We start from the raw sequence: 25,735 nt of genomic DNA on the forward strand, positions 1-25,735 counted from the left end.
GAGGTGCCGTCATGACGGTTCTGGAGCAGCGGGGCGCGTACCGGCCATCGCCGCCGCCCGCCTGGCAGCCCCGTATGGACCCCGCGCCGCTGCTGCCCGACGCCGAGCCGTACCGCGTCCTCGGCACGGAGGCGGCCGCCAAGGCCGACCCGGACCTGCTGCGCCGGCTGTACACCCAGCTGGTGCGCGGGCGCCGTTACAACACGCAGGCCACCGCGCTGACCAAGCAGGGCCGCCTCGCCGTGTACCCCTCCAGCACCGGCCAGGAGGCCTGCGAGGTCGCCGCCGCCCTGGCCCTCGAAGAGCGCGACTGGCTCTTCCCCAGTTACCGCGACACCCTGGCGGTCGTCGCCCGGGGCGTCGACCCGGTCGAGGCACTCACCCTGCTGCGCGGTGACTGGCACAGCGGCTACGACCCCTACGCCCATCGCGTGGCCCCCCTCAGCACCCCACTGGCCACGCAGCTTCCGCACGCCGTCGGCCTCGCGCACGCCGCCCGCCTCAAGGGTGACGACGTGGTGGCGCTCGCCATGGTCGGCGACGGCGGCACCAGCGAGGGCGACTTCCACGAGGCCCTGAACTTCGCCGCCGTCTGGCAGGCACCGGTCGTCTTCCTGGTGCAGAACAACGGCTTCGCCATCTCCGTCCCGCTCGCCAAGCAGACCGCCGCGCCCTCCCTGGCCCACAAGGCCGTCGGATACGGCATGCCGGGCCGGCTGGTCGACGGCAACGACGCGGCGGCCGTGCACGAGGTCCTCAGCGATGCCGTACGGCACGCGCGTGCGGGCGGTGGCCCCACCCTGGTGGAGGCGGTGACGTACCGCATCGAGGCCCACACCAACGCCGACGACGCCACCCGCTACCGCGGCGACACCGAGGTCGAGGCCTGGCGTGCCCACGATCCGATCCAGCTGCTGGAACAGGAGCTGACCGCCCGCGGACTGCTCGACGACGCCGGTGCCGAGGCCGCCCGGCAGGACGCCGAGACGATGGCCGCCGACTTGCGTGAGCGTATGAACAGGGACCCCGAACTCGACCCCATGGACCTCTTCGACCACGTCTACGCCGAGACCACCGCCCAACTGCGGGATCAGCGCGCCCTGTTGCGGGCCGAGCTGGATGCCGAGCAGGAGCAGCACGGCGAGCAGGAAGGCGGCGCCCGATGACCACCGTGGCCGTCAAGCCCGCCACCATGGCTCAGGCCCTCACGCGCGCGATGCGTGACGCGATGGCCGCCGACCCCTCCGTGCATGTCATGGGCGAGGACGTCGGCACCCTCGGCGGTGTCTTCCGGGTCACCGACGGGCTCGCCAAGGAGTTCGGCGAGGACCGCTGCACCGACACCCCGCTCGCCGAGGCAGGCATCCTCGGCGCCGCCGTCGGCATGGCCATGTACGGCCTGCGCCCGGTGGTGGAGATGCAGTTCGACGCCTTCGCCTACCCGGCGTTCGAGCAGCTGATCAGCCATGTCTCCCGGATGCGCAACCGCACGCGCGGCAGGATGCCGCTGCCGATCACCGTCCGCGTCCCCTACGGCGGCGGCATCGGCGGCGTCGAGCACCACAGCGACTCCTCCGAGGCCTACTACATGGCCACTCCGGGCCTGCACGTCGTCACACCGGCGACGGTCGCCGATGCCTACGGGCTGCTGCGCCAGGCCATCGCCTCCGACGACCCGGTCGTCTTCCTGGAGCCCAAGCGGCTGTACTGGTCCAAGGACTCCTGGAACCCCGAGCATCCGACGGACGTCGAGCCGATCGGCCGGGCGGTCGTCCGGCGCCCCGGCCGTGGCGCCACGCTCATCACCTACGGTCCGTCCGTGCCGGTCTGCCTGGAGGCCGCCGAGGCCGCACAGGCGGAGGGCTGGGACCTGGAGGTCGTCGACCTGCGTTCCCTGGTGCCGTTCGACGACGAGACGGTCTGCGCGGCCGTGCGGCGCACCGGACGTGCGGTCGTCGTCCACGAGTCCACCGGGTTCGGCGGGCCGGGCGGCGAGATCGCGGCCCGCATCACCGAGCGCTGCTTCCACCATCTGGAGGCGCCGGTGCTGCGCGTGGCCGGTTTGGACATCCCCTACCCGCCGCCCATGCTGGAGCGGCACCACCTGCCCGGCGTCGACCGCATCCTGGACGCCGTGGCCCGGCTGCAGTGGGAGGCGGAGGGCTGATGGCACAGGTGCTGGAGTTCAAGCTCCCCGACCTCGGCGAAGGACTCACCGAGGCCGAGATCGTCCGCTGGCTGGTGCAGGTCGGTGACGTCGTCGCCATCGACCAGCCGGTCGTCGAGGTCGAGACGGCCAAGGCGATGGTCGAGGTTCCCTGCCCCTACGGCGGTGTGGTCACCGCCCGCTTCGGCGAGGAGGGCACGGAACTTCCCGTCGGGGCACCCCTGTTGACGGTGGCCGTGGGCGAACCCGCGGCCGAGCCGGAGGGCTCCGGCAACGTCCTGGTCGGCTACGGCACGCAGGCCCCGGCGGCACGGCGGCGCCGGGTGCGGGCTACGACGGCGGGCACCGCAGCCCACAACGGGCAGGGCAGGCGACCCGAACCCGCTCCCACGCCTCACGCTCGCGTGACGGCCCCAGCCCCGGCGCCCACCCTCGCCGACGGTCCGGTCGCGGTGATCTCCCCGCTGGTGCGCAGGCTCGCCCGCGACAACGGCGTGGACCTGCGGCAACTGGCCGGCTCGGGACCCGACGGGCTGATCCTGCGGGCCGACGTCGAGGACGTACTGCGGGCCAAGGCCGCGCCGGCCCGCGCGGTCGGAGAACCGGCCGCACCGATCACCACGGTCGAGGAACCCCTCGTACGGACTCCCGCGGCGTCTTCTTCCCGAGACGGCGTCCGTATCCCCCTCAAGGGCGTTCGCGGTGCCGTCGCCGACAAACTCTCCCGCAGCCGCCGGGAGATCCCGGACGCGACCTGCTGGGTCGACGCCGACGCCAGCGAACTCATGCGCGCGCGGGCCGCGATGAACGCCGCCGGAGGACCCAGGATCTCCCTCCTCGCGCTGCTCGCCCGCATCTGCACCGCCGCCCTCGCCCGGTTCCCCGAGCTGAACTCCTACGTCGACATCGAGGCACGCGAGGTCGTCCGACTGGAGCACGTACACCTCGGATTCGCCGCGCAGACCGAGCGCGGGCTGGTCGTGCCGGTCGTCCGGGACGCCCACGCGCGCGACGCCGAGGCGCTGAGCGCCGAGTTCGCCCGGCTCACCGAGGCGGCCCGTACCGGGACGCTCACACCCGGGGATCTCACCGGCGGCACCTTCACGTTGAACAACTACGGCGTCTTCGGGGTCGACGGCTCCACGCCGATCATCAACCACCCCGAAGCGGCCATGCTCGGTGTCGGCCGCATCGTCCCCAAGCCCTGGGTGCACGACGGCGAGCTGGCCGTGCGCCAGGTCGTGCAGCTCTCGCTCACCTTCGACCACCGGGTCTGCGACGGCGGTACAGCCGGCGGTTTCCTCAGGTACGTGGCGGACTGCGTGGAACAGCCGGCGGTGCTCCTGCGCACACTGTGACGCACACGTCCGCGAGGAGAGGCCGGCAGGACATACTCGGAGGGTGACCGATACCGCCCCCGCCGCAACCGGGCCCGCCGTGCCGTACGACGCCGTCGTGCTGGCCGGTGGTGCCGCCCGGCGGCTCGGCGGCGCCGACAAGCCCGGCGTGCGGGTGGGAGGCCGCGCCCTGCTCGACCGGGTGCTCACGGCCTGCGCGGGTGCCCGTACGACCGTCGTCGTCGCCGCCCGGCGGCCCACCGTGCGGCCGGTGCGCTGGGCGTGCGAGGAGCCGCCCGGCGCCGGCCCGGTGGCCGCGCTGGAGGCAGGGCTGCGGCTCACCACGGCCGAACACGCCGTCGTCCTCTCCGCCGACCTGCCCTTCCTCGGACAGGGCACCGTCGAGCGCCTGCTGGGCGCCCTGCTGGACTCCGGAGCCGACGGCGCGCTGCTCACCGACGCACAGGGCCGCGACCAGCCGCTGGTGGCCGCCTACCGTGCCCCCGCGCTGCGCGCCGAGCTGACCGCCCTCGCCGCGCACGACGGCCTCACCGGACTACCCCTGCGCCGGCTGACCGGCGCCCTCCGCCTCACCCGCGTCCCGGACCCGCTCGCGTCCTTCGACTGCGACACCTGGGACGACATCGCCGACGCCAGGGCACGCATCAGGGAGCATGAGCACGTGCTGGATGAATGGATCACCGCAGTCAAGGATGAACTGGGCATCGACCTGGACGTCGACACCGGCGTCCTGCTCGACCTGGCCCGGGACGCCGCGCACGGCGTTGCCCGGCCCGCCGCCCCGCTGACCACCTTCCTCGTCGGCTACGCCGCGGCCCAGGGCAAGGGAGGTACCGAGGCCGTCGCCGAGGCCGCCCGCAAGGCCGCGGCACTGGCCCTGCGGTGGGAAGAGGAGAACAACGGGGGCACGCAGGACAGAAGCGGGGGCCCGAGCGCCCCGGACGCCGGATGACCGCCCCCGGAACCAAGGCCGGGGCGCCCGCCGCGGACAGCGACGACCTCGACGTCGAGGAGGCCCTGGCCCTGGTGAGGGAGCCCAAGGACGACAGCACCGCCCCCGCCCCCCGGCGCCGGCCACCGGCCGACGGAACCGGCGGGCAGGAGCGGCACCAGGCCACCCCGTGGCCGCAGGCCCGCGAGCTCGCCGCCCGCGCCGCGCGCTCCGGCGCCCGCCGCGCCCCCGTCTCCATGCCGCTGGGTGACGCCCTCGGGCTCGTCCTGGCCGCGCCCCTCGACGCGCTCACCGACCTGCCTTCCTTCGACACCTCCGCGATGGACGGCTGGGCGGTCGCCGGACCCGGCCCTTGGGAAGTGCGCGACGAGGGCGTACTCGCCGGGCACGCCCAGCCCGAGCCGCTCACCGACGGCGAAGCGGTCCGCATCGCGACCGGCGCTCGCATCCCCGTCGACACCACCGCCGTGCTGCGCACCGAGCACGGCCGTACGGACACCCAGGGCCGACTGCACGCTACACGCGACATCGTGCACGGCCAGGACATCCGGCCGCGCGGCCAGGAGTGCCGCAGCGGCGACCAGTTGTCGCCCGCCGGCACCCTGGTCACCCCCGCCGTGCTGGGCCTCGCCGCGGCGGCCGGATACGACACCGTCACCGCCGTACTCCGGCCTCGTGTCGACGTCCTCGTCCTCGGCGACGAGTTGCTGACCGAGGGTCTTCCGCACGACGGGCTGATCCGGGACGCGCTGGGACCCATGCTGCCGCCCTGGCTGCGCGCGCTCGGCGCCGAGGTCGTCGCGGTGCGCCGGATCGGCGACGACGCCCGCGCCCTGCGCAAGGCGGTCACCGGTTCCGGCGCCGACCTGATCGTCACCACGGGCGGCACCGCCGCCGGACCCGTCGACCACGTCCACCCCGTCCTGGAACGCATCGGCGCCGAACTCCTCGTCGACGGCGTCAAGGTGCGCCCCGGCCACCCCATGCTGCTCGCCCGCACCAAGGACGACCAGCACCTCGTCGGCCTGCCCGGAAACCCCCTCGCGGCCGTCTCCGGCCTGCTCACGCTCGCCGAGCCGCTACTGGGGACCCTCGCCGCCCGGCCCGCTCCGGAGCCGTACACGTTGCCGCTCAGGGACGCGGTGCAGGGGCATCCGTACGACACCCGGCTCATCCCCGTGGTGTTGCGCGGCGACCGTGCCGTACCGCTGCATTACAACGGCCCGGCCATGCTGCGTGGCATCGCCGCCGCCGACGCGCTGGCCGTCGTACCGCCGGGCGGGGCCCGGCAGGGCGAGGAGACGGAACTGCTGGACCTGCCGTGGGCGGCCGCCGGGATCGGGGTGTGTTTCACGTGAAACTGCCGGGTCATGACGCCATCGCCCGCCAGGCGGGCGAGCACCTGGTGACCCATCGGGTGAAACTCCCGAGGAAAGTGGTGGAGCGTCCGGTCCGCCAGGTCGTCAAACGGCTGGTCATGGCCCTGGCGGTGCTGGTCGCCACCGCGTTGATCGTCTACGCCGACCGCGAGGGCTACAACGACAACTCCGACGGCTCGGTCGACTTCCTCGACGCGTTCTACTACGCGACCGTCACCCTCTCCACCACCGGATACGGCGACATCACCCCGGTCAGTGACGGTGCCCGGCTGATCAACATCTTCGTCATCACGCCTCTGCGCGTGCTGTTCCTGATCATTCTGATCGGCACCACGCTGGAGGTGCTCACGGAACGCACCCGGGAGGAATGGCGCCTGAACCGCTGGAGGTCCACCTTGCGTGACCACACCGTCGTCGTCGGCTTCGGTACCAAGGGGCGGTCCGCCATCGAGACCGTCTGCGCGACCGGTCTGAAGAAGGAGCAGGTGGTCGTCGTCGACCCCAGCTCCAAGGTGATAGAAGCGGCGGCCGCGGACGGCTACGCCGGGGTCATAGGGGACGCCACTCGCAGTGACGTGCTCAAGCGTGCCGAGGTGCACAAGGCGCGGCAGATCATCGTCGCCCCGCAGCGCGATGACACCTCCGTCCTCGTCACCCTGACCGCCCGCCAGCTCAACCGCGGCGCGAAGATCGTGGCCGCCGTCCGCGAGGAGGAGAACGCCCCGCTGCTCAAGCAGTCCGGCGCGGACGCAGTGATCACCAGCTCCGGCGCGGCCGGCCGGCTGCTCGGCCTCTCGGTGCTCAGCCCCGCGGCCGGAATGGTCATGGAGGACCTGATCCAGCAGGGCAGCGGCCTGGACATCGTCGAACGCCCGGTCGTCCGCGGCGAGGTGGGCAGGAAACCGCGCGAGACGGACGACCTCGTCGTGAGCATCGTCCGTGGACACCGGGTGCTCGGCTACGACGACCCGTCGATCGGCACCCTCCAGCTGACGGACCGTCTGATCACCATCGTGCGCGCCTCCCCCAGCGCCCAGGTCACCCCGCACATCCGGCCGCTGCCCCACGACTGACCGGGCGCCGAAATCCCGGGGGGCGGGGCTGCCCCGGAGCCGGCACCCGCGGGGAGTAGCGTCGCGTGCATGCATGCGATCACGATTCCCGAACCTGGTGGTCCCGAGGCGCTGGTGTGGGCGGAGGTCCCCGATCCGGTGCCCAGCGAAGGCGAGGTGCTGGTCGAGGTGGTGGCCAGCGCCGTCAACCGTGCCGACGTCCTGCAGCGTCAGGGCTTCTACAACCCGCCGCCCGGCGCCTCTGCCTACCCCGGCCTGGAGTGCTCCGGCAGGATCGCCGAGATCGGCCCCGGAGTGTCCGGATGGTCCGTCGGTGACGAGGTGTGCGCGCTGCTGTCGGGCGGCGGCTACGCCGAGAAGGTCGCCGTACCGGCCGGACAGCTGCTGCCCGTGCCCGAGGGCGTCGACCTCGAGCAGGCGGCCGCGCTGCCCGAGGTGGTCTGCACCGTGTGGTCCAACGTGTTCATGGTGGCGCACCTGCGTCCCGGCGAGACACTGCTGGTACACGGCGGCTCCAGCGGCATCGGCACGATGGCGATCCAGCTGGCCAAGGCCTTCGGCGCCAAGGTCGCGGTGACCGCGGGCACCAAGGAGAAGCTGGACTACTGCGCCGAGCTGGGCGCGGACATCATGATCAACTATCGCGAGCAGGACTTCGTCACCGAGATCCAGCAGGCCACCGACGGTGCGGGCGCCGATGTCATCCTCGACAACATGGGCGCCAAGTACCTGGACCGCAACGTGCAGGCGCTCGCCGTCAACGGACGCCTCGCGATCATCGGCATGCAGGGGGGTGTGAAGGCCGAGCTGAACATCGGCACGCTGCTGAACAAGCGGGCCGCCATCAGCGCGACCTCGCTGCGCGCCCGTCCGCTCGACGAGAAGGCGGCCATCGTGGCGGCCGTACGCGAGCATGTGTGGCCGCTGCTCACCACCGGGCAGGTCCGCCCGGTCGTGGACCGCGAGCTGCCGATGCCGGAGGCGGCCGAGGCACACCGGGTGCTGGAGGCGAGCGGTCACATCGGCAAGGTGCTGCTGGTCGCGCCGTAGCGGGGCGCGGGGCGGGTCAGCTCCTGCGGAGCCTGAGTCCCAGGAGCGCCAGACCCAGGCCCAGGCCGATGAGCACCAGCCCGCTGCCCAGCGGAAGAATCCGCAGGACCGGCTCGGTGGCGGCTTCGCCCTGCTGGACGGGGTGCTGGGCGGCGGGCGAGCGGGTGGGCTGGAGACCGGCCTCCTCGGGCGGCGGGGAGGCACCCGGCGTCCCGCCGGGGACGTCCGCGGTCTCCGGTTCCTCCGGCTGGAGGGCGTCGGCGTCGGGAGCCCGGGTGGGCCCGGTGTCGTCGTCACCTTCCACCTCGGCCGCGGGGCCGTCCGGCCGTCCCGGCCGCATCCTCCCCTCACCGGCCCGGCTCCCCGCCCGCGACGGCTCGGAGACGGGGTGGGAGAGGCGGGAGGGGCGGGCCGAGGCGGAGACGGAGTCGGACGGTGTGGGCACGGTCCAGCCACCGGCGGGGGAGCCCTGGTGAGGCCGCCCCTGGTCCGGCCGGACCGCGTGCTCGTGCCCGGGGTGATCCGGTCGCACGTGGTCCGGATGGGCTGAGCCGTCCGGTTGGGCCGGGCCGTCCGGTTGGGCCGGGCCTGCGGACGGTGGCGTCGCGTCGGGCTCGGCGGCGTACGCGAGCGCGGTGCCGTAAGCGGTGGCGGCGCCGTAGACCGGCAGAGTCGCCGTGAGTAGGAGCAGCAGCCGTACACAGCGGAGTGTGAGTCGCAGCCATGAAGTCACTTCGGTGACCTCCCGGAGCCCAGGTGCCGTGACCGATGGATTACGGACGGGAATAAGCCTCACATTCCATGGTGAACAGGGCATATCGGGTTGGGCCGACAGGGCTAAAGGGTGGATCACCCCCACGAGGGGGCACGACGGTGATGAGGTGTAGGCGTGCGAGAGAATGGCGGCATGGAGATGCCGAGGAACGAACGGTCGCCGGAGAAATCCCAGATCCTGGTCGTGGGCCAGGACGGCATGGCTATTGGTGGCGGCGGAGACGAGGACTCCCGCGAGATTCCGGTGACGGAGCAGGTCGAGCAGCCGGCCAAGGTGATGCGGATCGGCAGCATGATCAAGCAGCTCCTGGAGGAGGTGCGCGTCGCTCCCCTGGACGAGGCGAGCCGGGCCCGGCTCAAGGAGATCCACCGCAGCTCGGTGAAGGAGCTGGAGGACGGCCTGGCCCCGGAGCTGGTCGAGGAACTGGAGCGGCTTTCCCTGCCGTTCACCGACGAGGTGACCCCGAGCGACGCGGAACTGCGCATCGCACAGGCGCAGTTGGTGGGCTGGCTGGAGGGGCTCTTCCACGGAATCCAGACGACGCTGTTCGCCCAGCAGATGGCCGCGCGGGCCCAGTTGGAGCAGATGCGCCGCGCGCTCCCGCCGGGCATGACCGGTCAGGAGGGCGGCGACGACCCCCGCGCCGGCGGCCGCTCGGGCGGACCGTACCTGTAAGCGGCCGCGCCCCTGTGAGCGGCCGGCCCCTGTGAGGGGACCGTTCTTGTAAGCCGTCCACCCGACCCTGTAAGCCGTCCACTCGACTTGACCACTGCACGCTTGAGGGCCCGGCGGACGACCGCCGGGCCCTCTCGCATGCGGACGACAGGGGTTACTGGGGCTCGCCCGTCGAGACGCTCAGCTCGATCTTGCCGATGTCCTTGGGGTCGACATCCGTGCCCTCGGAGGGGAACTGGTCGATGACGGTGCCCTCGCCCCAGGTGTTCTCGTTCTCCTTCTTGATGCTCGCGACCCAGCCCGCGGCCTGGAGGCACTCCTTCACGGAGTTGATGTCCTTGTAGCGGAAGTCGGGCAGCTGGATCTTGTCCGGATCGTCGTACGACTCGTCCGGGTCCGTGCACTTGTCCTTGTCGATCCGCCGGGAGGTGTCCGGACCGCGGTAGCCGGTCTTGTGGGAGGCGGACGCCGAGGCGCTCGCGCCGCCGCGGCCGCCCTGGTCGCCACCGCCGTTGTCGCGGAGGGTCAGCGCGACGATCAGGCCGCCGACCACGACGAGCGCCACGGCGACCGAGCCGATGATCACCGGCTTGTTGCTCTTGCCGCCACCGGAGGGCCGCCCGCCCGGCTGGGGCGAGATCGTGTACGGCGGCGGGGTCACGGCGGCCTGCGGTCCGTAGCCCACCGGAGGCGTCTGGTAGCCGCCCTGCTGCGGGTAGCCGTAGGCCGGGGCGGGGGCGGGCGTCGGCGGGCCGTACGGGCTCGGGGTGGGCGCCGGCTGGTACGGCGTCTGCACCGGGCCGCTGGGCGGCGGGGTCGTCTGGCCGACCGGCGGGAACACCGCGGAGCCGACGCCCGAGCCGCTCTGCACCGGTCCGGCGCCCGGCACGATGCTGGGCGCGGCCGGCTGGAGGGAGGCGGCGACGCGCAGGCACTCGGCGCGCATGGACTCGGCGGTCGGGAAACGCTCGTTCGGGTTCTTCTTCAGTGCGCGGGCGACCAGTGCGTCCAGCGCCGGCGGCAGCGCGCGGTTGATCGAGGAGGGAGTCACCGGCTCCTCCTGCACATGCGCGTACGCGATCGCCAGCGGGGAGTCGGCGTTGAACGGCAGCCGCCCGGTGACCAGCTGGAACAGCATGATGCCGACCGAGTACAGGTCGGAGCGGGCGTCCACGCCGCGGCCGAGGGCCTGCTCGGGCGAGAGGTACTGCGGGGTGCCGACGACCATGCCGGTCTGGGTCATCGACGTGACGCCGGACTGCATGGCGCGGGCGATGCCGAAGTCCATGACCTTCACGACTCCGCGCTTGGTCATCATCACGTTGCCCGGCTTGATGTCGCGGTGGACCAGCCCCATCTCGTGGCTGATCTCCAGCGCCGCCAGCACGTCCGCGGTGATCTTCAGCGCCTTGTCGGCGGGCATCGCGCCGTACTGGCGGATGTCCTCCTCCAGGACCGAGCCCAGCGGGCGGCCCTCGATGTACTCCATGACGATGTACGGCGTCGGCATGCCGGTGCCCGCGGCGGAGCCGCTGTCGGCCAGCGCGTCCTCACCGGTGTCGAAGACGGAGACGATGTTGGTGTGCGTGAGCTTGGCCACGGCCTGGGCCTCGCGCCGGAAGCGCTCGCGGAAGGCCTGCTCCCGGCCCAGCTCGGTGTGGAGCGTCTTGATCGCGACCTGGCGGTCCAGCACGGCGTCGTACGCCAGGTGCACCGAGGCCATGCCGCCCTCGCCGAGCAAGTCGCGCAGCTGGTAGCGGCCGCCGGCCAGCGCCTGCCCCGCGTACCGGCCGTGTGCGCCGTCCTGGCTCATCTCTCCGCGTCCCCCACTGGCCGTCCGGCGCCGTCGCCCAGCGAACAGGCCTTGATCGAATGTGTCATTCCCGGCCAAGTCTGCCCGAGGGCACCGACACGTCAAGCTCGGTGCCCGTTCCGTGACCGTCTGCGAAAGAAGCGTCGCGGAAGCGTTACGCCGGACGTACGACCAGCACACAGAATTTGCACGAGAGCGCGTGCTAGAGGTTTCATGGCCGGTCCGTCTCAGGCCGGCCCCGGTACCGGATCCGGACCGGAGGCCACCGTGAAGGCTGTAGCGTGGCCGACGGAGACCGTAACAACACCGCGCGCACCGCGGGCAGAAACGACGGCGAGGACCGATGGCACAGACGCACAGCGCCCAGGGCCCGTCCGACCCCGAGGCGACTGGCGGCGGCATGTCAGAGACGCCGGAGATGTGGGGTAACGGCGGGCTCGTCGGCGACGGCCGGTACCGGCTCACCCACCGGCTCGGCCGGGGCGGCATGGCCGAGGTGTTCGCGGCCGAGGACGTGCGCCTGGGCCGTACGGTCGCGGTCAAGCTGCTCCGCGCCGACCTGGCCGAGGACCCGGTCTCCAAGGCCCGCTTCACCCGCGAGGCCCAGTCGGTCGCCGGCCTCAACCACCACGCGATCGTCGCCGTGTACGACTCCGGCGAGGACTACGTGGGCGGCCAGTCCGTGCCGTACATCGTGATGGAGCTGGTCGAGGGCCGCACCATCCGCGACCTGCTGATGAACGCCGAGGCGCCGGGCCCCGAGCAGGCCCTGATCATCGTCTCCGGGGTACTGGAGGCGCTCGCCTACTCGCACCAGCACGGCATCGTGCACCGCGACATCAAGCCGGCCAACGTCATCATCACGCACAACGGTGCCGTGAAGGTGATGGACTTCGGCATCGCCCGCGCCCTGCACGGCGCGTCGACAACGATGACGCAGACCGGCATGGTCATGGGCACCCCGCAGTACCTCTCCCCGGAGCAGGCGCTCGGCAAGGCCGTCGACCACCGCTCCGACCTGTACGCGACCGGCTGCCTGCTGTACGAACTGCTCGCCCTCAGGCCCCCGTTCACCGGTGAGACCCCCCTGTCGGTGGTCTACCAGCACGTCCAGGACATCCCGACCCCGCCCTCGGAGGTCTCCGACGCCGTACCGCCGGAGCTGGACGGCCTGGTCATGCGCTCCCTCGCCAAGGACCCCGACGACCGGTTCCAGACGGCCGAGGAGATGCGCGGCCTGATCCAGTACGGCCTGCAGATGCTGTACGACCAGGGCGGCCACACCGGCACCTGGAACACGGGCCCGGTGGGGACGCACGACGGCCGGCACACCCCGGTGGGCGGTTTCGCCGGGACGACCGCCATGCAGCACCCCGGCGACTTCGGCGCGGGCACCGCGCAGATCCCGCAGCCGATCCTGCCCACCGGGTACGGGGGCGGCGACGACGGCGGCTTCGAGGGGCACGGCAACAAGGGCGGCGGACGCGGCAAGGTGGTGATCCTCGCCGTCCTCGCGGTCATCGCGATCGCGGCGGGCGTCGCGCTGGCGCTCAAGGGCACCGGCGCCGGCGGCGGCAGCGGCACCGACACCAAGCCGACGACGACGCACTCCAAGAGCACGAAGGGCCACTCGGCCTCCCCGAGCCCGTCCGAGGAGAGGACGGACCAGCCCACCGATCCCTCCACCGACACCGGCTCGGGCTCGGGCACGGGCTCCAACTGGCCGCCGCCGTACACGCCGTCGTACACGCCGTCCCGGTCGGCCAGCTCGGAACCGAGCGACGAGCCGTCCGACCCGCAGACCTCGCAGTCGCAGCCCACGGACCCCGCGGACGGTGGCACGGACACGGGGACGACGGTCGGCGGTACGGACACGGGCACCACGGTCGGCGGTACGGACACGGGGACCACGGACGGTGGCAACACCACCGATGGGACCACCACGGACGGCGGCACGGGCGACACCGCCGGTTGAAGGACACCCACGGCGCCCGGGCCGACGTCCCGCTGACCCGCTGACCCGACCCGGCCGCCCGGATCAGCGCACGAACGCGTCGCACACCGCGTCGTACTCGCGCGTCCACCACACCGCGAGGGCGGAGGCGGCCGGGAACTGGCAGTCCGCGCGCGTGTCGCCGCGCTCGTAGTGCCAGCGCAGCATCCAGAAGTCGTTCAGCCGCTCCCACCACACCCGGTGCACGGCCGCCGCCAGCTCCGAGGGCGGGGCGCCGGCCGCCCGCCGGTACGCGCGCGCGTAGGCCCGCACTTTCGGCAGGTCCAGCGCCCCGGCGGGCCGTACGAAGAAGATCGCGGCGGCGCGTACGGCCTCCTCGGCGCGGGGCTGCACGCCGAGCCGGTCCCAGTCGACGATGGCCGCCGGCGCGTCGTCCTTGTAGAGCAGGTTGAACGGGTGGAAGTCGCCGTGCACCCAGCCCACCGAGGCACCGCGCGGCGGGCGCCGGCCCGCGTGCTGCTCCAGCAGGGCGCGGCGCTCCAGGAGGCGGTGCCGGGCCAGCTCGTCGAAGGCGTCGGCGGGGCGGTGCCGGCGGACGTGGGCGAGCAGGTCGTCGATGAGGGCGAAGGTGTCGGCCGGATCGGCGCTCTCCACGGGATGGGGGCTCGTGGCCGGGCGGGTGCGCCCCTTGGGCGGCATCACACGCTCCAGACAGGCGTGCACGGCGCCCAGGAGCGCCCCCAGGCGCGCGCTCTCCCCGCGCGTGAGCTGGCCGCCGTGGCGGTGCCTGCCGTCGATCCAGGGGTGCAGGGCGTAGGCGTGGCCGCCGACGACGGCGACTGTGCGGCCCTCGCGGTGCGCGAGCGGCACGGCGACCGGGACACCGAGGTCGGCCAGGCGCTGGGTGGCCCGGTGCCGGCGTTCGATGGCGGCCGGGTCGGCGGTGTCGGGGTCGAAGTGGTGCTTGAGGAAGTAGCGGCCGCGGGTGGTGCGGAGCCGGTAGCCGCGGTTGAGCAGGCCCTGGTCGACCGGTTCACAGGTGAGGGCGGTACCGGCGGCGTACAGGCGCAGCAGGGCGCCCAAAGGGGGCGCGTGGGGTACGAGGGGTGGTACACAAGAGCGCGGCACGCGCCAGATGCTAGGGCACGAAAAGCCGCTGTGAGCTGGGGCTTGTCACAGCCAGTCGCCCACGGTCGCTTTCGGTCACACGGCGCATCGTGACGAACTCCGGAGCGACGATCAGGGGCCCGGACACGGAGGGCTCGGCGTCGTCGTGAAGAAATACCCTGACTTTTCCGTCTTCGCGCCGCTGGTCAGTCTCGACACGCAAACTCTTCCCGTGACCTGGGTGAGCGGGATAACGTGCGGTAGCTCCGGCCTCCAGCAAGGCTGTGACCAGCACGCTTACGTGCCGCCTCGATTTACTTGGAAATCCAAGCAAAATCGCAGGTCAGGTGGGGTTTCCCAGAAATGTGGAGCACTGGGTAACGTGATGGTTGCAGGGCGCTCGCCGGGGCACCTGTCACGCCTGTTCCCGGCCGAGTGGCACCCACCCTGTGCCGGTGGTCGAGAACAGGTGAGCCGCACTGGCCTACCGGCAACCCCGGGGGCCGGAACGACGGAGGAGCACACGTGACCGTGGACAGCAGTGCCGCGCGCAAGCCGCGACGCAGCGCCGCAGGCAAAGCCGGCACCACCGGCAGCAAGACCGGCACCACCGGCGACACGACCGGAGCCACCGGCACCAAGCGCACCACCCGCACCACGCGCAGCACCGCGAAGAAGAGCGCGGAGACCGAGCTGGTGCAGCTTCTGACCCCCGAGGGCAAGCGGGTCAAGAACGCCGAGTACGACGCCTACGTCGCCGGCATCACCCCGGAGGAGCTGCGCGGCCTGTACCGCGACATGGTGCTCACCCGCCGCTTCGACGCCGAGGCCACCGCTCTGCAGCGCCAGGGCGAGCTGGGCCTGTGGGCCTCGCTGCTGGGCCAGGAGGCCGCCCAGATCGGCTCCGGCCGGGCCACCCGCGAGGACGACTACGTCTTCCCGACCTACCGCGAGCACGGCGTCGCCTGGTGCCGCGGGGTCGACCCGACCAACCTGCTCGGCATGTTCCGAGGCGTCAACAACGGCGGCTGGGACCCGAACGGCAACAACTTCCACCTCTACACGATCGTCATCGGCTCCCAGACGCTGCACGCCACCGGCTACGCGATGGGCATCGCCAAGGACGGCGCGGACTCGGCGGTCATCGCCTACTTCGGTGACGGCGCCTCCAGCCAGGGTGACGTGGCCGAATCGTTCACCTTCTCGGCGGTCTACAACGCGCCGGTGGTCTTCTTCTGCCAGAACAACCAGTGGGCGATCTCCGAGCCCACCGAGAAGCAGAGCCGCGTACCGCTGTACCAGCGCGCCCAGGGCTTCGGCTTCCCGGGCGTACGGGTGGACGGCAACGACGTGCTGGCCTGTCTGGCGGTCACCAAGTGGGCGCTGGAGCGCGCCCGCAACGGCGAGGGCCCCACCCTGGTCGAGGCGTACACCTACCGCATGGGCGCCCACACCACCTCCGACGACCCCTCCCGCTACCGGGGCGACGAGGAGCGGGCCGCCTGGGAGGCGAAGGACCCGATCCTGCGGCTTCGCCGGTACCTGGAGGCTTCAAACCACACGGACGAGGCATTCTTCGCGGAACTGGAGACCGAGTCCGAGGCGTTGGGCAAACGAGTGCGCGAAGCGGTCCGCGCCATGCCCGACCCGGACCGCTTCGCCATCTTCGAGAACGCGTACGCGGACGGGCACGCGCTCGTCGACGAGGAGCGAGCCCAGTTCGCCGCCTACCAGGCGTCGTTCGCAGATGCTGAAGGGGGTCACTGACATGGCCGAGAAGATGGCGATGGCCAAGGCCATCAACGAGTCGCTGCGCCGTGCCCTGGACGCCGACCCCAAGGTCCTCGTCATGGGCGAGGACGTCGGCAAGCTCGGCGGTGTCTTCCGCGTGACGGACGGCCTGCAGAAGGACTTCGGCGAGGAGCGGGTCATCGACACCCCGCTGGCCGAGTCCGGCATCGTCGGCACCGCGATCGGCCTCGCCCTGCGCGGCTACCGCCCGGTGGTGGAGATCCAGTTCGACGGCTTCGTCTTCCCGGCCTACGACCAGATCGTCACCCAGCTCGCCAAGATGCACGCCCGCTCGCTGGGCAAGGTGAAGATGCCGGTCGTCGTCCGTATCCCCTACGGCGGTGGCATCGGCGCGGTCGAGCACCACTCCGAGTCCCCCGAGGCGCTGTTCGCGCACGTGGCCGGCCTGAAGATCGTCAGCCCGTCCAACGCTTCCGACGCGTACTGGATGATGCAGCAGGCCATCCAGAGCGACGACCCGGTGATCTACTTCGAGCCCAAGCGCCGGTACTGGGACAAGGCCGAGGTCGACCCCGAGGCCATCCCCGCCCCGCTCCACAAGGCCCAGGTCGCCCGCGAGGGCACCGACCTCACCCTGGCCGCCTACGGCCCTATGGTGAAGCTCTGCCAGGAGGTCGCCGCCGCCGCGGCCGAGGAGGGCAAGTCCATCGAGGTCCTGGACCTGCGCACGGTGTCGCCGCTGGACTTCGACGCGATCCAGGCGTCGGTGGAGAAGACCCGCCGGCTGGTCGTGGTGCACGAGGCGCCGGTGTTCTTCGGTTCGGGCGCGGAGATCGCCGCGCGGATCACCGAGCGTTGCTTCTACCACCTGGAGGCTCCGGTGCTCCGGGTCGGCGGCTACCACGCCCCGTATCCACCGGCGCGCCTGGAGGAGGAGTACCTGCCGGACCTGGACCGCGTGCTCGACGCCGTCGACCGCTCGCTGGCGTACTGAGGAGAGGGTCGTGACGACGATGACGGAAGCGTCCGTACGCGAGTTCAAGATGCCGGACGTCGGTGAGGGACTCACCGAGGCCGAGATCCTCAAGTGGTACGTCCAGCCCGGTGACACGGTCACCGACGGCCAGGTGGTGTGCGAGGTCGAGACCGCCAAGGCGGCCGTCGAACTCCCCATCCCCTACGACGGTGTGGTCCGTGAACTGCGCTTCCCGGAAGGCACCACGGTGGACGTGGGCACGGCCATCATCACGGTGGACGTGGCGGGCGGCGCGGCACAGGCACCCGCCGAGCAGCCGACGGCGGAGCCCGAGGAGCCCGCCCAGCCGGCCGAGGAGCCGAAGAAGGAGGCCCGCCAGCCGGTCCTCGTCGGCTACGGCGTGTCCACTTCCTCCACCAAGCGCCGCCCCCGCAAGGGCCCGGAGGTCACCGTCCCGGCACCGGCCCAGGCGATCCAGACGGAGCTGAACGGCCACGCCCCGGTCGCGCAGAAGTCCCGCCCGCTGGCCAAGCCGCCGGTGCGCAAGCTGGCCAAGGACCTCGGCGTCGACCTCGCCAGGATCACCCCGTCCGGCCCGGACGGCGTCATCACCCGCGAGGACGTCCACGCGGCGGCCACGCCCACGGCAGTTTCCGAGCCGGTGGCCCAGACCCCCGCCGCGGCCCGTCCGGCCCCCGCGCCCGCCGTGACCTACGACGGTGCGCGTGAGACGCGTATCCCGGTCAAGGGTGTGCGCAAGGCGACGGCGGCGGCGATGGTCGGTTCGGCGTTCACGGCGCCGCATGTCACGGAGTTCGTGACGGTGGACGTGACCCGCACCCTGAAGCTGGTCGAGGAGCTGAAGCAGGACAAGGAGATGCAGGGCCTGCGGGTGAACCCGCTGCTGCTCATCGCCAAGGCCCTGCTGGTCGCCATCAAGCGCAACCCGGACGTCAACGCGTCCTGGGACGAGGCGAACCAGGAGATCGTGCTCAAGCACTACGTCAACCTGGGCATCGCGGCGGCGACTCCGCGCGGTCTGATCGTGCCGAACATCAAGGACGCCCACGCCAAGACGCTGCCGCAGCTGGCGGAGTCGCTGGGCGAACTGGTGTCGACGGCCCGCGAGGGCAAGACCTCGCCGGCCGCGATGCAGGGCGGCACGGTGACCATCACCAACGTGGGCGTCTTCGGTGTCGACACCGGCACGCCGATCCTCAACCCCGGGGAGTCCGCGATCCTCGCGGTCGGCGCGATCAAGCTCCAGCCGTGGGTCCACAAGGGCAAGGTCAAGCCGCGCCAGGTCACCACGCTCGCGTTGAGCTTCGATCACCGTCTGGTGGACGGAGAGCTGGGCTCGAAGGTGCTGGCGGACGTGGCGGCGATCCTGGAGCAGCCCAAGCGCCTGATCACCTGGGCATGAGCCGAGGGGGCCGCGCACCCGACGCCGGGTGCGCGGCTCAGTCCTCGCCGACCTGGATCAGCACGGCGAAGCGGTGGCCGTCGGTGCCGGCGACGAGGGTGTCGAAGGTGCAGGCTGAGACGCCGGTCCAGGCGCCGTCGAGTTCCGGGTCGCGGTTGGACCACCATCGGGCGCCCGGCCCGAGGAGTTCCACCACGCGCTGGGCGACGGCATCGGCGTCGGCGCGTTCCATGAAGGTGGCACCGGGCCATACGAGGCACTCGGATGCCAGACGGCCCATGAGTTCCGCGGCCCTCCCGGCGGAGCAGGGCTCCAGCGCCGCCTCCACCTGCTGAGCGGAAGCGGGGCCCGCCGGATCGCTCGCGTGCTGCTGCCAGTCCCTTCGGTGCAACCACTGGACGAGCAGGTGCACCTCGGATGCCACGGCGGCCGGAACATCGCTCGCCCCGCCGGTGGCCGGCCGAAGCCGTCCCGAGTGGACGTACACCCGCTGCCGGTGGGTGAGTTCCTTCATCAGCTGGGACAACTCGTCATCGGCCCGCGTCACTTCGCCTCCTCTCCTACGGTTCCTCAGCGCGGCCCTGCCGGTTCCGGGTCTGGGTCCGCGCGGAGCCAGTGGCGGCCGGTGCTCCAGCCGAGCAGGCGGCGGCCGGTGCCCGCGTCGGCCGGGTCGCCGGACATGACCTGGCGAAGCCCGGTGAGGGCGGGGGCGAGCCGTCCGGCCACGTGCCAGGGCTGCCGTGCCATGTCCTCGGTCAGCCGGTCCACGGTGCGCCGCTGCTCGTCCGGCGTGCACAGCGCCAGGTGGAACACCATCTGCCGCCAGGCGTAGGCGGCATCCTTGATGGTGCCGAGCGGTCGCGGGTTGTGGTGGACGCGTGCGGTCAGCCGGCACACCGTGTCGAAGCAGCGCAGGGCCAGCTCGTCCCAGCCGGCGCCGGGGTCGATGCCGATCCGGTGGACCAGGGTGGCCAGATTGTGCGTGGTGAGGATCTGCGCCTGCTCGATCACCGTGCCGTTCGCGGCGACCCAGGAGCCGGACGTCCCCGTCCCCGGTGCCAACTCCGCGGCCCGCCGCCGGCACAGCGCGGCGAACCCGGGCGACGTACGGGCCCCGCCCGGCCGGCGCGACGCCTCTCCCGCCTCGCCGACAGCCAGGTTGCGTACGGCCCGGTAGTCGATGGCGTAATACCGCTCGTACAAGGACCCCCCGCCGAGGAGTTCGGCCGCGACACGCGCGGCGGCGAGGAACTTGGGGGTGAACGCGTCCATGAAGATGTCGGCGGCGAGTTCCTCCACGAGGGGTGCGCCCAGTTCGGCCTGGCGGACGAGCACGGACAGCTCGCGGATCAGCGGGTTGGGCAGGATCGTGCCCGGGAAGGCCCGCACGGCCAGCCCGCCCAGCTGTCGCAGCGCGGCGGCCGCCACCTCGCCCGCCCCGTCGTCGGCCGGGTGGCCGGCGACCGCCCGCACCCACGGCAGCTCCTCCACCCGGACCTGCCGCTGGAGGTTGAGCAGCAGCAGGGAGCGGCGATTGCGGAACGCGCGGTAGTTGGCGGCGGCCAGCGTGCGCAGGGCCGGATCGCGGTGCTGCTCGGCGGTGGTGGCGGCGACGAGCTGGGGGACCAGTTCCGCCAGCACCTCAGCGGAGGGGACGACCCCACGCTCCACGAGCGTGCCGACGGGTGCGCTGAGCGCGGCCTCGACGGGCCGGCGCATGGCGGGCGGGATGCCCGCGCCGACCGGGACACCGGCCCCGCGGGCCTCCTCCTCACTCACCGGCGCGACCACCGGCTCGACCTCGCTCACCCCGCCGTCCTGCGGCAGACCGGACAGGCGCCCCAGCACGACGCGGGCGAGCGCGTGGTGCGAGGGCAACGCGGCCTGGGCGGCCTGCTTCCGCCGCAGTTCCGTGTGCCGCTCGGAGCCGGGCCGCCCGCGCCGCCGGACCATGGAACCGACGGCGTGCCGCAGCATCCCGAGCCGCCGCGGCTCCAGCTCCCGCCCGGCGGCGATCTCCTCCAGCGCGGCGCGCAGGATGCCCAGGTTCTCCTTGGGCTTGCGGTGCTTGGTGCAGTGGGTGTGACGCCGGGCCAGGTCGCGGTAGCGACGCAACAGCCCGGCGGAGCGCTCGTGCCAGGAGTCGTTGGTTCCGGGGATCCGTATGCACCCCTCCTCGTCCGTGACCTCCAGCCAGTGCAGGAGCAGTTCGTCGCCGAAGGGCTGCCAGACGGCGAGGGCCTCGCGCTGGGTCTCGACCCTCGTGCTGGGGCGTCGGCGCGCGAGGGCCGCGGAGGCACCGGCGACGGTGGAGCGGTGCACGGCGTCGGGCCGGGCCGCGGGCCGGCCGGACGGCCGCGGGCTGAACCGCAGCCGGTCCGCGAACGGCGCCAGCTCCTCCACCAGGTCCAGGGCGGCGTCCGTCTCCCCGGCCCGCACCAGCCAGGCCACGGTGAGCAGGGCGGCCTCCTCGGGGACGGTCACCTCGTAGCATCCGCTGTCGAGAAGCCCGTACAGGTGCGCGAGTCCGTCTTCCGACAGGAAGTACCCGAACAGCTCCTGCCGCTCCGTGGATACACCGGCCCGGCGCGCGGTGGCGGTCTCGAAGTCGAGCAGGGGGCCGCCCGCGCTCGGCTCGCCGGTGGCGAAACCGCCCCGGACGATCTCGGGTGTGACCCACGAGGGCAGTCCGGCGACGGGCGTGCGGGAGCCGATCGTCAGCAGACCGTTCGCCATCCCGTCCAGCACGGCACGCCAGCTGCGTCCGCGCTCCTGCGCGCGCCGGCGGGTCTCCGGATCCTGGTGCGTGGCGGCCGTACGGAACGCGGCGGCCAGCCGACCGGCCGCGTATCCCGGGTTCACTTGGGCGAGGTGCTGCTGCTCAGCGTCGTCATTCATAGCCGACGTGGCGGGTTCCGCCCCCGCGCCCTCCGGGACCAGAGCCCGGTGCTCTACTGCTGAGCTACACGTCGATGGGCCGACGCTAGACAGTCAGGGGACGTTCGTACAAACGGGTTTTCGCGCGGCGCGCCGACCACATGTGATTTCCGCCCACACCGTCTTGCCGACGGTCAGCAGCTCCACGGCCCACCTGTCCGCCAGTGCCCCGACGAGGAACAGACCACGCCCGAACTGCAACTGTGGACGGTCCGGCACGAAGGGGCACTTCAGCCCCGCGCTTGGGCCCGGTTCACCGGGCATCTCGCAGACAGGCCCACCGCACCCGCACCCTGACGGGACATCAGGGGAGTGTAGGGGCAGGACCAGGGGGATCACCGATAGTGACCGTCCTGGTGCTCGCGGCACTCTTGGTACATGCCGAAAGCCACTGCTCACCGCCCCGGTTCCCCGCTCCTCCGACGTGCCGCGGTCACCGCTGCCGGCGCCGCTGTCCTCGCGGCCGCCACAGTGGTGAGCGCACAGGGCACGGCGTACTCCGCTCCTGCCGCCGCCACCTCGTCGGCGACCGACTTCAGTGACTGCCCCTCGCTTCCGGACGGCGTCGACCCGGCCCGCTGGAGATGCGAAGTACACACGGCTGCGCCCCGCTTGACGATCGGCAAGGTCACGGTGACGCTCGCGCCGATCACCATGACGCACGCCGAGGGGCCCCTGCCGGACGGCGGCAACGGGCAGGTGTGGGGGGCGATGCACAGTGCGCCGACCGCCGTTCCGGGCGGGCTGACCGGCACGCCCGCCGGTGAGCGCTCGCCGGTCCTGGGGCTGGCGATACAGCCGGAGTACGGCGGCCGGTCCGACTTCTACACCGGGGGGTTCAGCCTGCGCTTCCGGCTCGTCGGCCCGCTGTTGCCGCGCGGCTGCACCGTCGGGGCGAGCGCACCCGTCGACTTCCGGCTGAAGCGCTCGGGCCCGTCCAAGTGGGTCTCCCAGGACCCGCCGGTGATCGAGTTCTCGGCGTACGACGACACCTTCGCCGCCCCGGCCGCCGAACACTGCGGACCGCTCACCAGAGCCCTCGACCGGCGGCTCGGACTGCCGGCCGCCGACGGAAACCTGATGTCCTACGACGCCTCGTACACCTTCAAGACCTACGACCGGCTTCGCTAGGAGCGGCACACCCCTCCCGGACAGCGGTACGGGCCCGCCGCTGTCCGCGACGGGCCCGTGGGTGCCGGCCGGCGTCAGCCGAGCTTGGCGAAGCCGTAGGTGAGGAGCTTCTTCGCGTCCGTCTCGCGCTGGGCGATCGAGGTGGAGGCGAGGACGGTACCAATGACCGTCTTGCCGTTCCGGGTCGCGGCGAAGACCAGGCAGTACTTGGCCTCGGGGCCGGAGCCGGTCTTCACGCCGATGGTGCCGCTGTAGCTGCTGAGGAGCCCGTTGGTGTTCGTCCACGGGTTCATCGTGCGAGTGCTGCCGGTCTTGGTGATCGTCTTCGCGGTGTACGACTTCGTCTTGACGATCGTGCGGAACGTGGAACTCTTCATCGCGCTGCTGGCGATCTTCGTCAGGTCGCGCGGCGTCGAGTAGTTGGAGCCCTGGCCGATGCCGTCGAAGGAGTCGAAGTGCGTGTTCTTCAGACCCAGGTTCTTGGCGGCGGTGTTCATCTTGCCGATGAAGTTGCTCACGCGCGTGGCACGGGTGGATCCGGTGCCGTACTTGTCGGCGAGTGCGTAGGCGGCGTCGCAGCCGGACGGCAGCATCAGGCCGTACAGCAGCTGGCGGACGGTGACCTTGTCGCCGACGATCAGGTGAGCCTGGGAGGCGTTGTTCTTGACGACGTAGTCGCTGTACGCCTTCTGGATCGTCACCTTGGCGTCCAGGTTGAGGTTCGACTGCGCGAGCACGACCTTGGCGGTCATGATCTTGGTGGTGGAACCGGTGGACCGCTTGGTGTCGGCGGCCTTGGTGTACAGCGAGGAACCGTTCGCGTCGTTCATCACGTAGCCGCCCTGGGCCACGATCGAAGGCGCGGTGACGGCCTGCGCGGGCGCCGCGGTGATGGCACCGGTGGCGAGCAGCGCGCCGGAGGTGACGGCGACGGCAGCGGCTCGGCGGATGCGGTTGCCCTTAATGCCGGTAATCAAAGTGAGATACCCCGATTGTCGTGAATGCCCCTGAAGTGCGGCCGAGTTGAGGTGGCGCGAATGTGGGGCCGCAGGTGTGTGACACGTAAGTAGCACACAAGGTTGTGCGGGCGCCGCGTGGGATTTTCGTCACGCCCGCATGGTGGACACCGCTCCCGTATGCGTCCGTGTTGTATCTATCGTGTCGGCATGAACACGGCCGTTCAGCAGACCACGCACCAGACCCTCAAGCAGCCACCCGCCGCCGACCGCGTCTATGCCCACGTCAAGCAGGGCGTTCTCGACCGCCGCTACGAGGGCGGAACCCTCCTCACCGAGGGTGAGCTGGCCGAGGCCGTCGGGGTCTCGCGCACGCCGGTCCGGGAGGCGCTGCTGCGGCTTGAGGCCGAGGGCCTGATCCGGCTCTATCCGAAGAAGGGCGCCCTGGTGCTGCCCGTCTCCGCGCAGGAGATCGCCGACGTGGTGGAGACCCGGCTGCTGGTGGAGGAGCACGCCGCCCGTAAGGCCGTACCCGCCCCGGCGGTCCTGCTGGAGCGGCTGACGGAGCTGCTGGAGCGGCAGAAGGCGCAGGCCGCCGCCGGCGACCTGGCCGGGGCCGCGGTCACCGACCGCTGCTTCCACGCCGAGATCGTGCGCAGCGGCGGCAACGAGATCCTCTCCCGGCTGTACGACCAGCTGCGCGACCGCCAGCTGCGGATGGGCGTCGCCGTGATGCACTCGCACCCGGACCGGATCGCCAAGACGCTCGCCGAGCACGAGGAGATCCTCGAGGCGCTGCGCGCCTCAGACGCGGAGGCGGCCGTCGGGGTCGTCCACCGGCACGTGAGCTGGTTCTCGCACCTCGCGCGGGGTGAGGTCCGGTGACCAACGCCACCCTTCCAGGTGACCCTCCGGGCGGCCGACGCGCGATCGCCGTCTGGTCCATAGGCGTCGCCGTCTACTTCGTCGCGGTCATCTTCCGCACCTCGCTGGGCGTCGCGGGGCTCGACGCGGCCGACCGCTTCCATGTGAACGCCTCCGCGCTGTCGACCTTCTCGATCCTCCAGCTGCTGGTCTACGCCGGCATGCAGATACCCGTCGGCCTGCTGGTCGACCGGCTCGGCACCAAGAAGGTGCTGAGCATCGGCGCCGTGCTGTTCACGGCCGGGCAGCTGGGCTTCGCCTTCTCCCCCTCCTACGGCACCGCGCTCGCCTCCCGCGCCCTGCTGGGCTGCGGCGACGCGATGACCTTCATCAGCGTGCTGCGGCTCGGCACGCGCTGGTTCCCGGCCCGGCGCGGCCCCATGGTCGCGCAGCTCGCGGGCCTGGTCGGCATGGCGGGCAACCTGGTCTCCACCCTGGTGCTCGCCCGGCTGCTGCACGGCATCGGCTGGACGCCGGCGTTCGCGGGCAGCGCGCTCGCGGGCGTGGTCGTCCTGGCCTTGACGCTGCTCTTCCTCAAGGACCACCCCGAAGGGCACGAGCCCCAGCCGTCCCCGCACCGGGGCGCGGTCTATGTGCGCCGGCAGATCGCCGCGGCCTGGCGCGAGCCGGGCACCCGTCTCGGCCTGTGGGTGCACTTCACGACCCAGTTCCCGGCGATGGTGTTCCTGCTGCTGTGGGGCCTGCCGTTCCTGGTCCAGGCGCAGGGACTCAGCCGGGCCACGGCCGGTGAGCTGCTCACCCTGGTCGTCCTGTCGAACATGGTGATCGGGCTCGTCTACGGCCAGATCGTCGCCCGGCACCACGCGGCCCGGCTGCCCCTGGCGCTCGGCACGGTGGGGGCGACGGCGCTGCTGTGGGCGGTGACGCTGACCTACCCCGGCGAACACGCGCCGATGTGGCTGCTGGTGGTGCTGTGCGCGGTGCTCGGCGCGTGCGGACCGGCCTCGATGCTCGGCTTCGACTTCGCCCGGCCGGCCAACCCGCCCGAGCGACAGGGCACCGCGTCCGGCATCACCAACATGGGTGGTTTCGTCGCCTCCATGACGACGTTGTTCGCGATCGGCGTGCTGCTGGACGCCACCGGCGACGACTACACCGTGGCCTTCTCCGCGGTCTTCGTCCTGCAGGCGCTGGGCGTCAGCCAGATCCTCCGGCTGCGGGCCCGGGCTGCCCGCCGCGAGCGGGAGCGGTTGGTGGCGAGCCGCGTGGAGACGGTGCACGTGCCCGCTGCCTGAGCGGGATCCACCGCCCCACGCGCGACTCGCCGTCGGGCGAGGTCCACCGCCCCACCCGCGACTCGCCGTCGGGCGGG

General features: G+C 72.0%; 21 protein-coding genes and 1 tRNA gene. 15 read left to right on the forward strand and 7 right to left on the reverse strand.

What is annotated here, in order from left to right:
- The first annotated feature begins 11 nt into the window (after nt 1-11).
- The 7 genes from pdhA (AC07C1_RS10545) to AC07C1_RS10575 all read left to right on the forward strand — a co-directional run bounded on the left by pdhA (AC07C1_RS10545) (nt 12) and on the right by AC07C1_RS10575 (nt 7,979).
- Nucleotides 12-1,166 (forward strand): pyruvate dehydrogenase (acetyl-transferring) E1 component subunit alpha, encoded by a 1,155-nt coding sequence (pdhA, locus tag AC07C1_RS10545; RefSeq protein ID WP_478938270.1) that lies wholly within the window; start codon nt 12-14, stop codon nt 1,164-1,166.
- Nucleotides 1,163-2,167, forward strand: coding sequence for an alpha-ketoacid dehydrogenase subunit beta (locus tag AC07C1_RS10550; protein ID WP_478938272.1), 1,005 nt, complete (start codon nt 1,163-1,165; stop codon nt 2,165-2,167). Before pdhA (AC07C1_RS10545) ends, AC07C1_RS10550 begins: the two co-directional genes overlap by 4 nt.
- Nucleotides 2,167-3,525: a dihydrolipoamide acetyltransferase family protein gene (locus AC07C1_RS10555; RefSeq protein WP_478938274.1), complete on the forward strand. Its 1,359-nt coding sequence runs from the start codon at nt 2,167-2,169 to the stop codon at nt 3,523-3,525. The genes AC07C1_RS10550 and AC07C1_RS10555 overlap by 1 nt, the downstream gene beginning before the upstream one ends.
- A gap of 43 nt (nt 3,526-3,568) precedes the next feature.
- Entirely contained in the window at nt 3,569-4,477 is a 909-nt protein-coding gene (locus AC07C1_RS10560) for an NTP transferase domain-containing protein (RefSeq protein WP_478938276.1), read from the forward strand.
- Complete coding sequence (locus AC07C1_RS10565) at nt 4,474-5,835, forward strand: molybdopterin molybdotransferase MoeA (protein WP_478938278.1); 1,362 nt, start codon at nt 4,474-4,476, stop codon at nt 5,833-5,835. Before AC07C1_RS10560 ends, AC07C1_RS10565 begins: the two co-directional genes overlap by 4 nt.
- Nucleotides 5,832-6,929 (forward strand): potassium channel family protein, encoded by a 1,098-nt coding sequence (locus AC07C1_RS10570; RefSeq protein ID WP_478938280.1) that lies wholly within the window; start codon nt 5,832-5,834, stop codon nt 6,927-6,929. Before AC07C1_RS10565 ends, AC07C1_RS10570 begins: the two co-directional genes overlap by 4 nt.
- Nucleotides 6,930-6,998: 69 nt before the next feature.
- A complete protein-coding gene (locus AC07C1_RS10575) occupies nt 6,999-7,979 on the forward strand; it encodes an NAD(P)H-quinone oxidoreductase (RefSeq protein ID WP_478938282.1) in 981 nt (326 codons plus the stop codon).
- A gap of 16 nt (nt 7,980-7,995) precedes the next feature.
- Here the strand turns inward: AC07C1_RS10575 and AC07C1_RS10580 are convergent, their stop codons facing one another.
- Nucleotides 7,996-8,712 carry a hypothetical protein gene (locus AC07C1_RS10580; protein WP_478938284.1) on the reverse strand — a complete coding sequence of 239 codons (717 nt, stop codon included), beginning with the start codon at nt 8,710-8,712 and terminating at the stop codon, nt 7,996-7,998.
- 174 nt (nt 8,713-8,886) lie between these two features.
- Between AC07C1_RS10580 and AC07C1_RS10585 the strand changes: the two genes are divergently transcribed.
- Nucleotides 8,887-9,429: a bacterial proteasome activator family protein gene (locus tag AC07C1_RS10585; RefSeq protein WP_478938285.1), complete on the forward strand. Its 543-nt coding sequence runs from the start codon at nt 8,887-8,889 to the stop codon at nt 9,427-9,429.
- 154 nt (nt 9,430-9,583) lie between these two features.
- On the opposite strand, the gene AC07C1_RS10590 is transcribed toward AC07C1_RS10585, so the two are convergent.
- The gene (locus AC07C1_RS10590; protein WP_478938286.1) at nt 9,584-11,242 is read right to left on the reverse strand and encodes a protein kinase domain-containing protein; all 1,659 of its coding nucleotides are present in this window, start codon (nt 11,240-11,242) and stop codon (nt 9,584-9,586) included.
- Between the two features lie 343 nt (nt 11,243-11,585).
- On the opposite strand from AC07C1_RS10590, the gene AC07C1_RS10595 reads away from it, so the two are divergent.
- Nucleotides 11,586-13,217, forward strand: a complete 1,632-nt coding sequence (locus AC07C1_RS10595) for a protein kinase domain-containing protein (RefSeq protein ID WP_478938288.1) — start codon at nt 11,586-11,588, stop codon at nt 13,215-13,217.
- 63 nt (nt 13,218-13,280) lie between these two features.
- On the opposite strand, the gene AC07C1_RS10600 is transcribed toward AC07C1_RS10595, so the two are convergent.
- Nucleotides 13,281-14,324, reverse strand: coding sequence for a phosphotransferase (locus tag AC07C1_RS10600; RefSeq protein WP_478938290.1), 1,044 nt, complete (start codon nt 14,322-14,324; stop codon nt 13,281-13,283).
- 504 nt (nt 14,325-14,828) lie between these two features.
- Between AC07C1_RS10600 and pdhA (AC07C1_RS10605) the strand changes: the two genes are divergently transcribed.
- Genes pdhA (AC07C1_RS10605) through AC07C1_RS10615 form a run of 3 tightly spaced genes read left to right on the forward strand, consistent with a single transcriptional unit; the run spans nt 14,829 to nt 18,454 of the window.
- Complete coding sequence (gene pdhA, locus AC07C1_RS10605; RefSeq protein WP_478938292.1) at nt 14,829-16,070, forward strand: pyruvate dehydrogenase (acetyl-transferring) E1 component subunit alpha; 1,242 nt, start codon at nt 14,829-14,831, stop codon at nt 16,068-16,070.
- A gap of 1 nt (nt 16,071) precedes the next feature.
- On the forward strand, nt 16,072-17,049 hold the full coding sequence (locus AC07C1_RS10610) for an alpha-ketoacid dehydrogenase subunit beta (protein WP_478938294.1): 978 nt from the start codon (nt 16,072-16,074) through the stop codon (nt 17,047-17,049).
- A gap of 10 nt (nt 17,050-17,059) precedes the next feature.
- The gene (locus AC07C1_RS10615; protein WP_478938296.1) at nt 17,060-18,454 is read left to right on the forward strand and encodes a dihydrolipoamide acetyltransferase family protein; all 1,395 of its coding nucleotides are present in this window, start codon (nt 17,060-17,062) and stop codon (nt 18,452-18,454) included.
- Nucleotides 18,455-18,491: 37 nt separating this feature from the next.
- Here AC07C1_RS10615 and AC07C1_RS10620 read toward each other — a convergent pair whose 3' ends face one another.
- The 3 genes from AC07C1_RS10620 to AC07C1_RS10630 form a co-directional block, all read right to left on the reverse strand.
- Entirely contained in the window at nt 18,492-19,001 is a 510-nt protein-coding gene (locus AC07C1_RS10620) for a hypothetical protein (RefSeq protein ID WP_478938297.1), read from the reverse strand.
- Between the two features lie 23 nt (nt 19,002-19,024).
- Nucleotides 19,025-21,352 carry a hypothetical protein gene (locus tag AC07C1_RS10625; protein ID WP_478938298.1) on the reverse strand — a complete coding sequence of 776 codons (2,328 nt, stop codon included), beginning with the start codon at nt 21,350-21,352 and terminating at the stop codon, nt 19,025-19,027.
- 2 nt (nt 21,353-21,354) lie between these two features.
- Nucleotides 21,355-21,426, reverse strand: a tRNA-Gln gene (locus AC07C1_RS10630).
- 343 nt (nt 21,427-21,769) lie between these two features.
- Here AC07C1_RS10630 and AC07C1_RS10635 point away from each other — a divergent pair.
- Complete coding sequence (locus AC07C1_RS10635) at nt 21,770-22,522, forward strand: hypothetical protein (protein WP_478938300.1); 753 nt, start codon at nt 21,770-21,772, stop codon at nt 22,520-22,522.
- 74 nt (nt 22,523-22,596) lie between these two features.
- Here the strand turns inward: AC07C1_RS10635 and AC07C1_RS10640 are convergent, their stop codons facing one another.
- Nucleotides 22,597-23,499 (reverse strand): D-alanyl-D-alanine carboxypeptidase family protein, encoded by a 903-nt coding sequence (locus AC07C1_RS10640; protein ID WP_478938302.1) that lies wholly within the window; start codon nt 23,497-23,499, stop codon nt 22,597-22,599.
- Between the two features lie 189 nt (nt 23,500-23,688).
- Here AC07C1_RS10640 and AC07C1_RS10645 point away from each other — a divergent pair, with 189 nt between their 5' ends.
- A complete protein-coding gene (locus tag AC07C1_RS10645) occupies nt 23,689-24,363 on the forward strand; it encodes a GntR family transcriptional regulator (protein WP_478938303.1) in 675 nt (224 codons plus the stop codon).
- Nucleotides 24,360-25,658 (forward strand): MFS transporter, encoded by a 1,299-nt coding sequence (locus AC07C1_RS10650; RefSeq protein ID WP_478938305.1) that lies wholly within the window; start codon nt 24,360-24,362, stop codon nt 25,656-25,658. Before AC07C1_RS10645 ends, AC07C1_RS10650 begins: the two co-directional genes overlap by 4 nt.
- The last annotated feature ends 77 nt before the right edge of the window (nt 25,659-25,735 follow it).

The organism is Streptomyces sp. NPDC045022, assembly GCF_056432605.1.

Bases quoted from the DNA above. Each gene is read 5' to 3' on its own strand.
- pdhA (WP_478938270.1), top strand. From the start codon at position 12: ATGACGGTTCTGGAGCAGCGGGGCGCGTACCGGCCATCGCCGCCGCCC.
- AC07C1_RS10550 (WP_478938272.1), top strand. From the start codon at position 1,163: ATGACCACCGTGGCCGTCAAGCCCGCCACCATGGCTCAGGCCCTCACG.
- AC07C1_RS10555 (WP_478938274.1), top strand. From the start codon at position 2,167: ATGGCACAGGTGCTGGAGTTCAAGCTCCCCGACCTCGGCGAAGGACTC.
- AC07C1_RS10565 (WP_478938278.1), top strand. From the start codon at position 4,474: ATGACCGCCCCCGGAACCAAGGCCGGGGCGCCCGCCGCGGACAGCGAC.
- AC07C1_RS10575 (WP_478938282.1), top strand. From the start codon at position 6,999: ATGCATGCGATCACGATTCCCGAACCTGGTGGTCCCGAGGCGCTGGTG.
- AC07C1_RS10585 (WP_478938285.1), top strand. From the start codon at position 8,887: ATGGAGATGCCGAGGAACGAACGGTCGCCGGAGAAATCCCAGATCCTG.
- AC07C1_RS10590 (WP_478938286.1), bottom strand. From the start codon at position 11,242: ATGAGCCAGGACGGCGCACACGGCCGGTACGCGGGGCAGGCGCTGGCC.
- AC07C1_RS10595 (WP_478938288.1), top strand. From the start codon at position 11,586: ATGGCACAGACGCACAGCGCCCAGGGCCCGTCCGACCCCGAGGCGACT.
- AC07C1_RS10610 (WP_478938294.1), top strand. From the start codon at position 16,072: ATGGCCGAGAAGATGGCGATGGCCAAGGCCATCAACGAGTCGCTGCGC.
- AC07C1_RS10625 (WP_478938298.1), bottom strand. From the start codon at position 21,352: ATGAATGACGACGCTGAGCAGCAGCACCTCGCCCAAGTGAACCCGGGA.
- AC07C1_RS10635 (WP_478938300.1), top strand. From the start codon at position 21,770: ATGCCGAAAGCCACTGCTCACCGCCCCGGTTCCCCGCTCCTCCGACGT.
- AC07C1_RS10645 (WP_478938303.1), top strand. From the start codon at position 23,689: ATGAACACGGCCGTTCAGCAGACCACGCACCAGACCCTCAAGCAGCCA.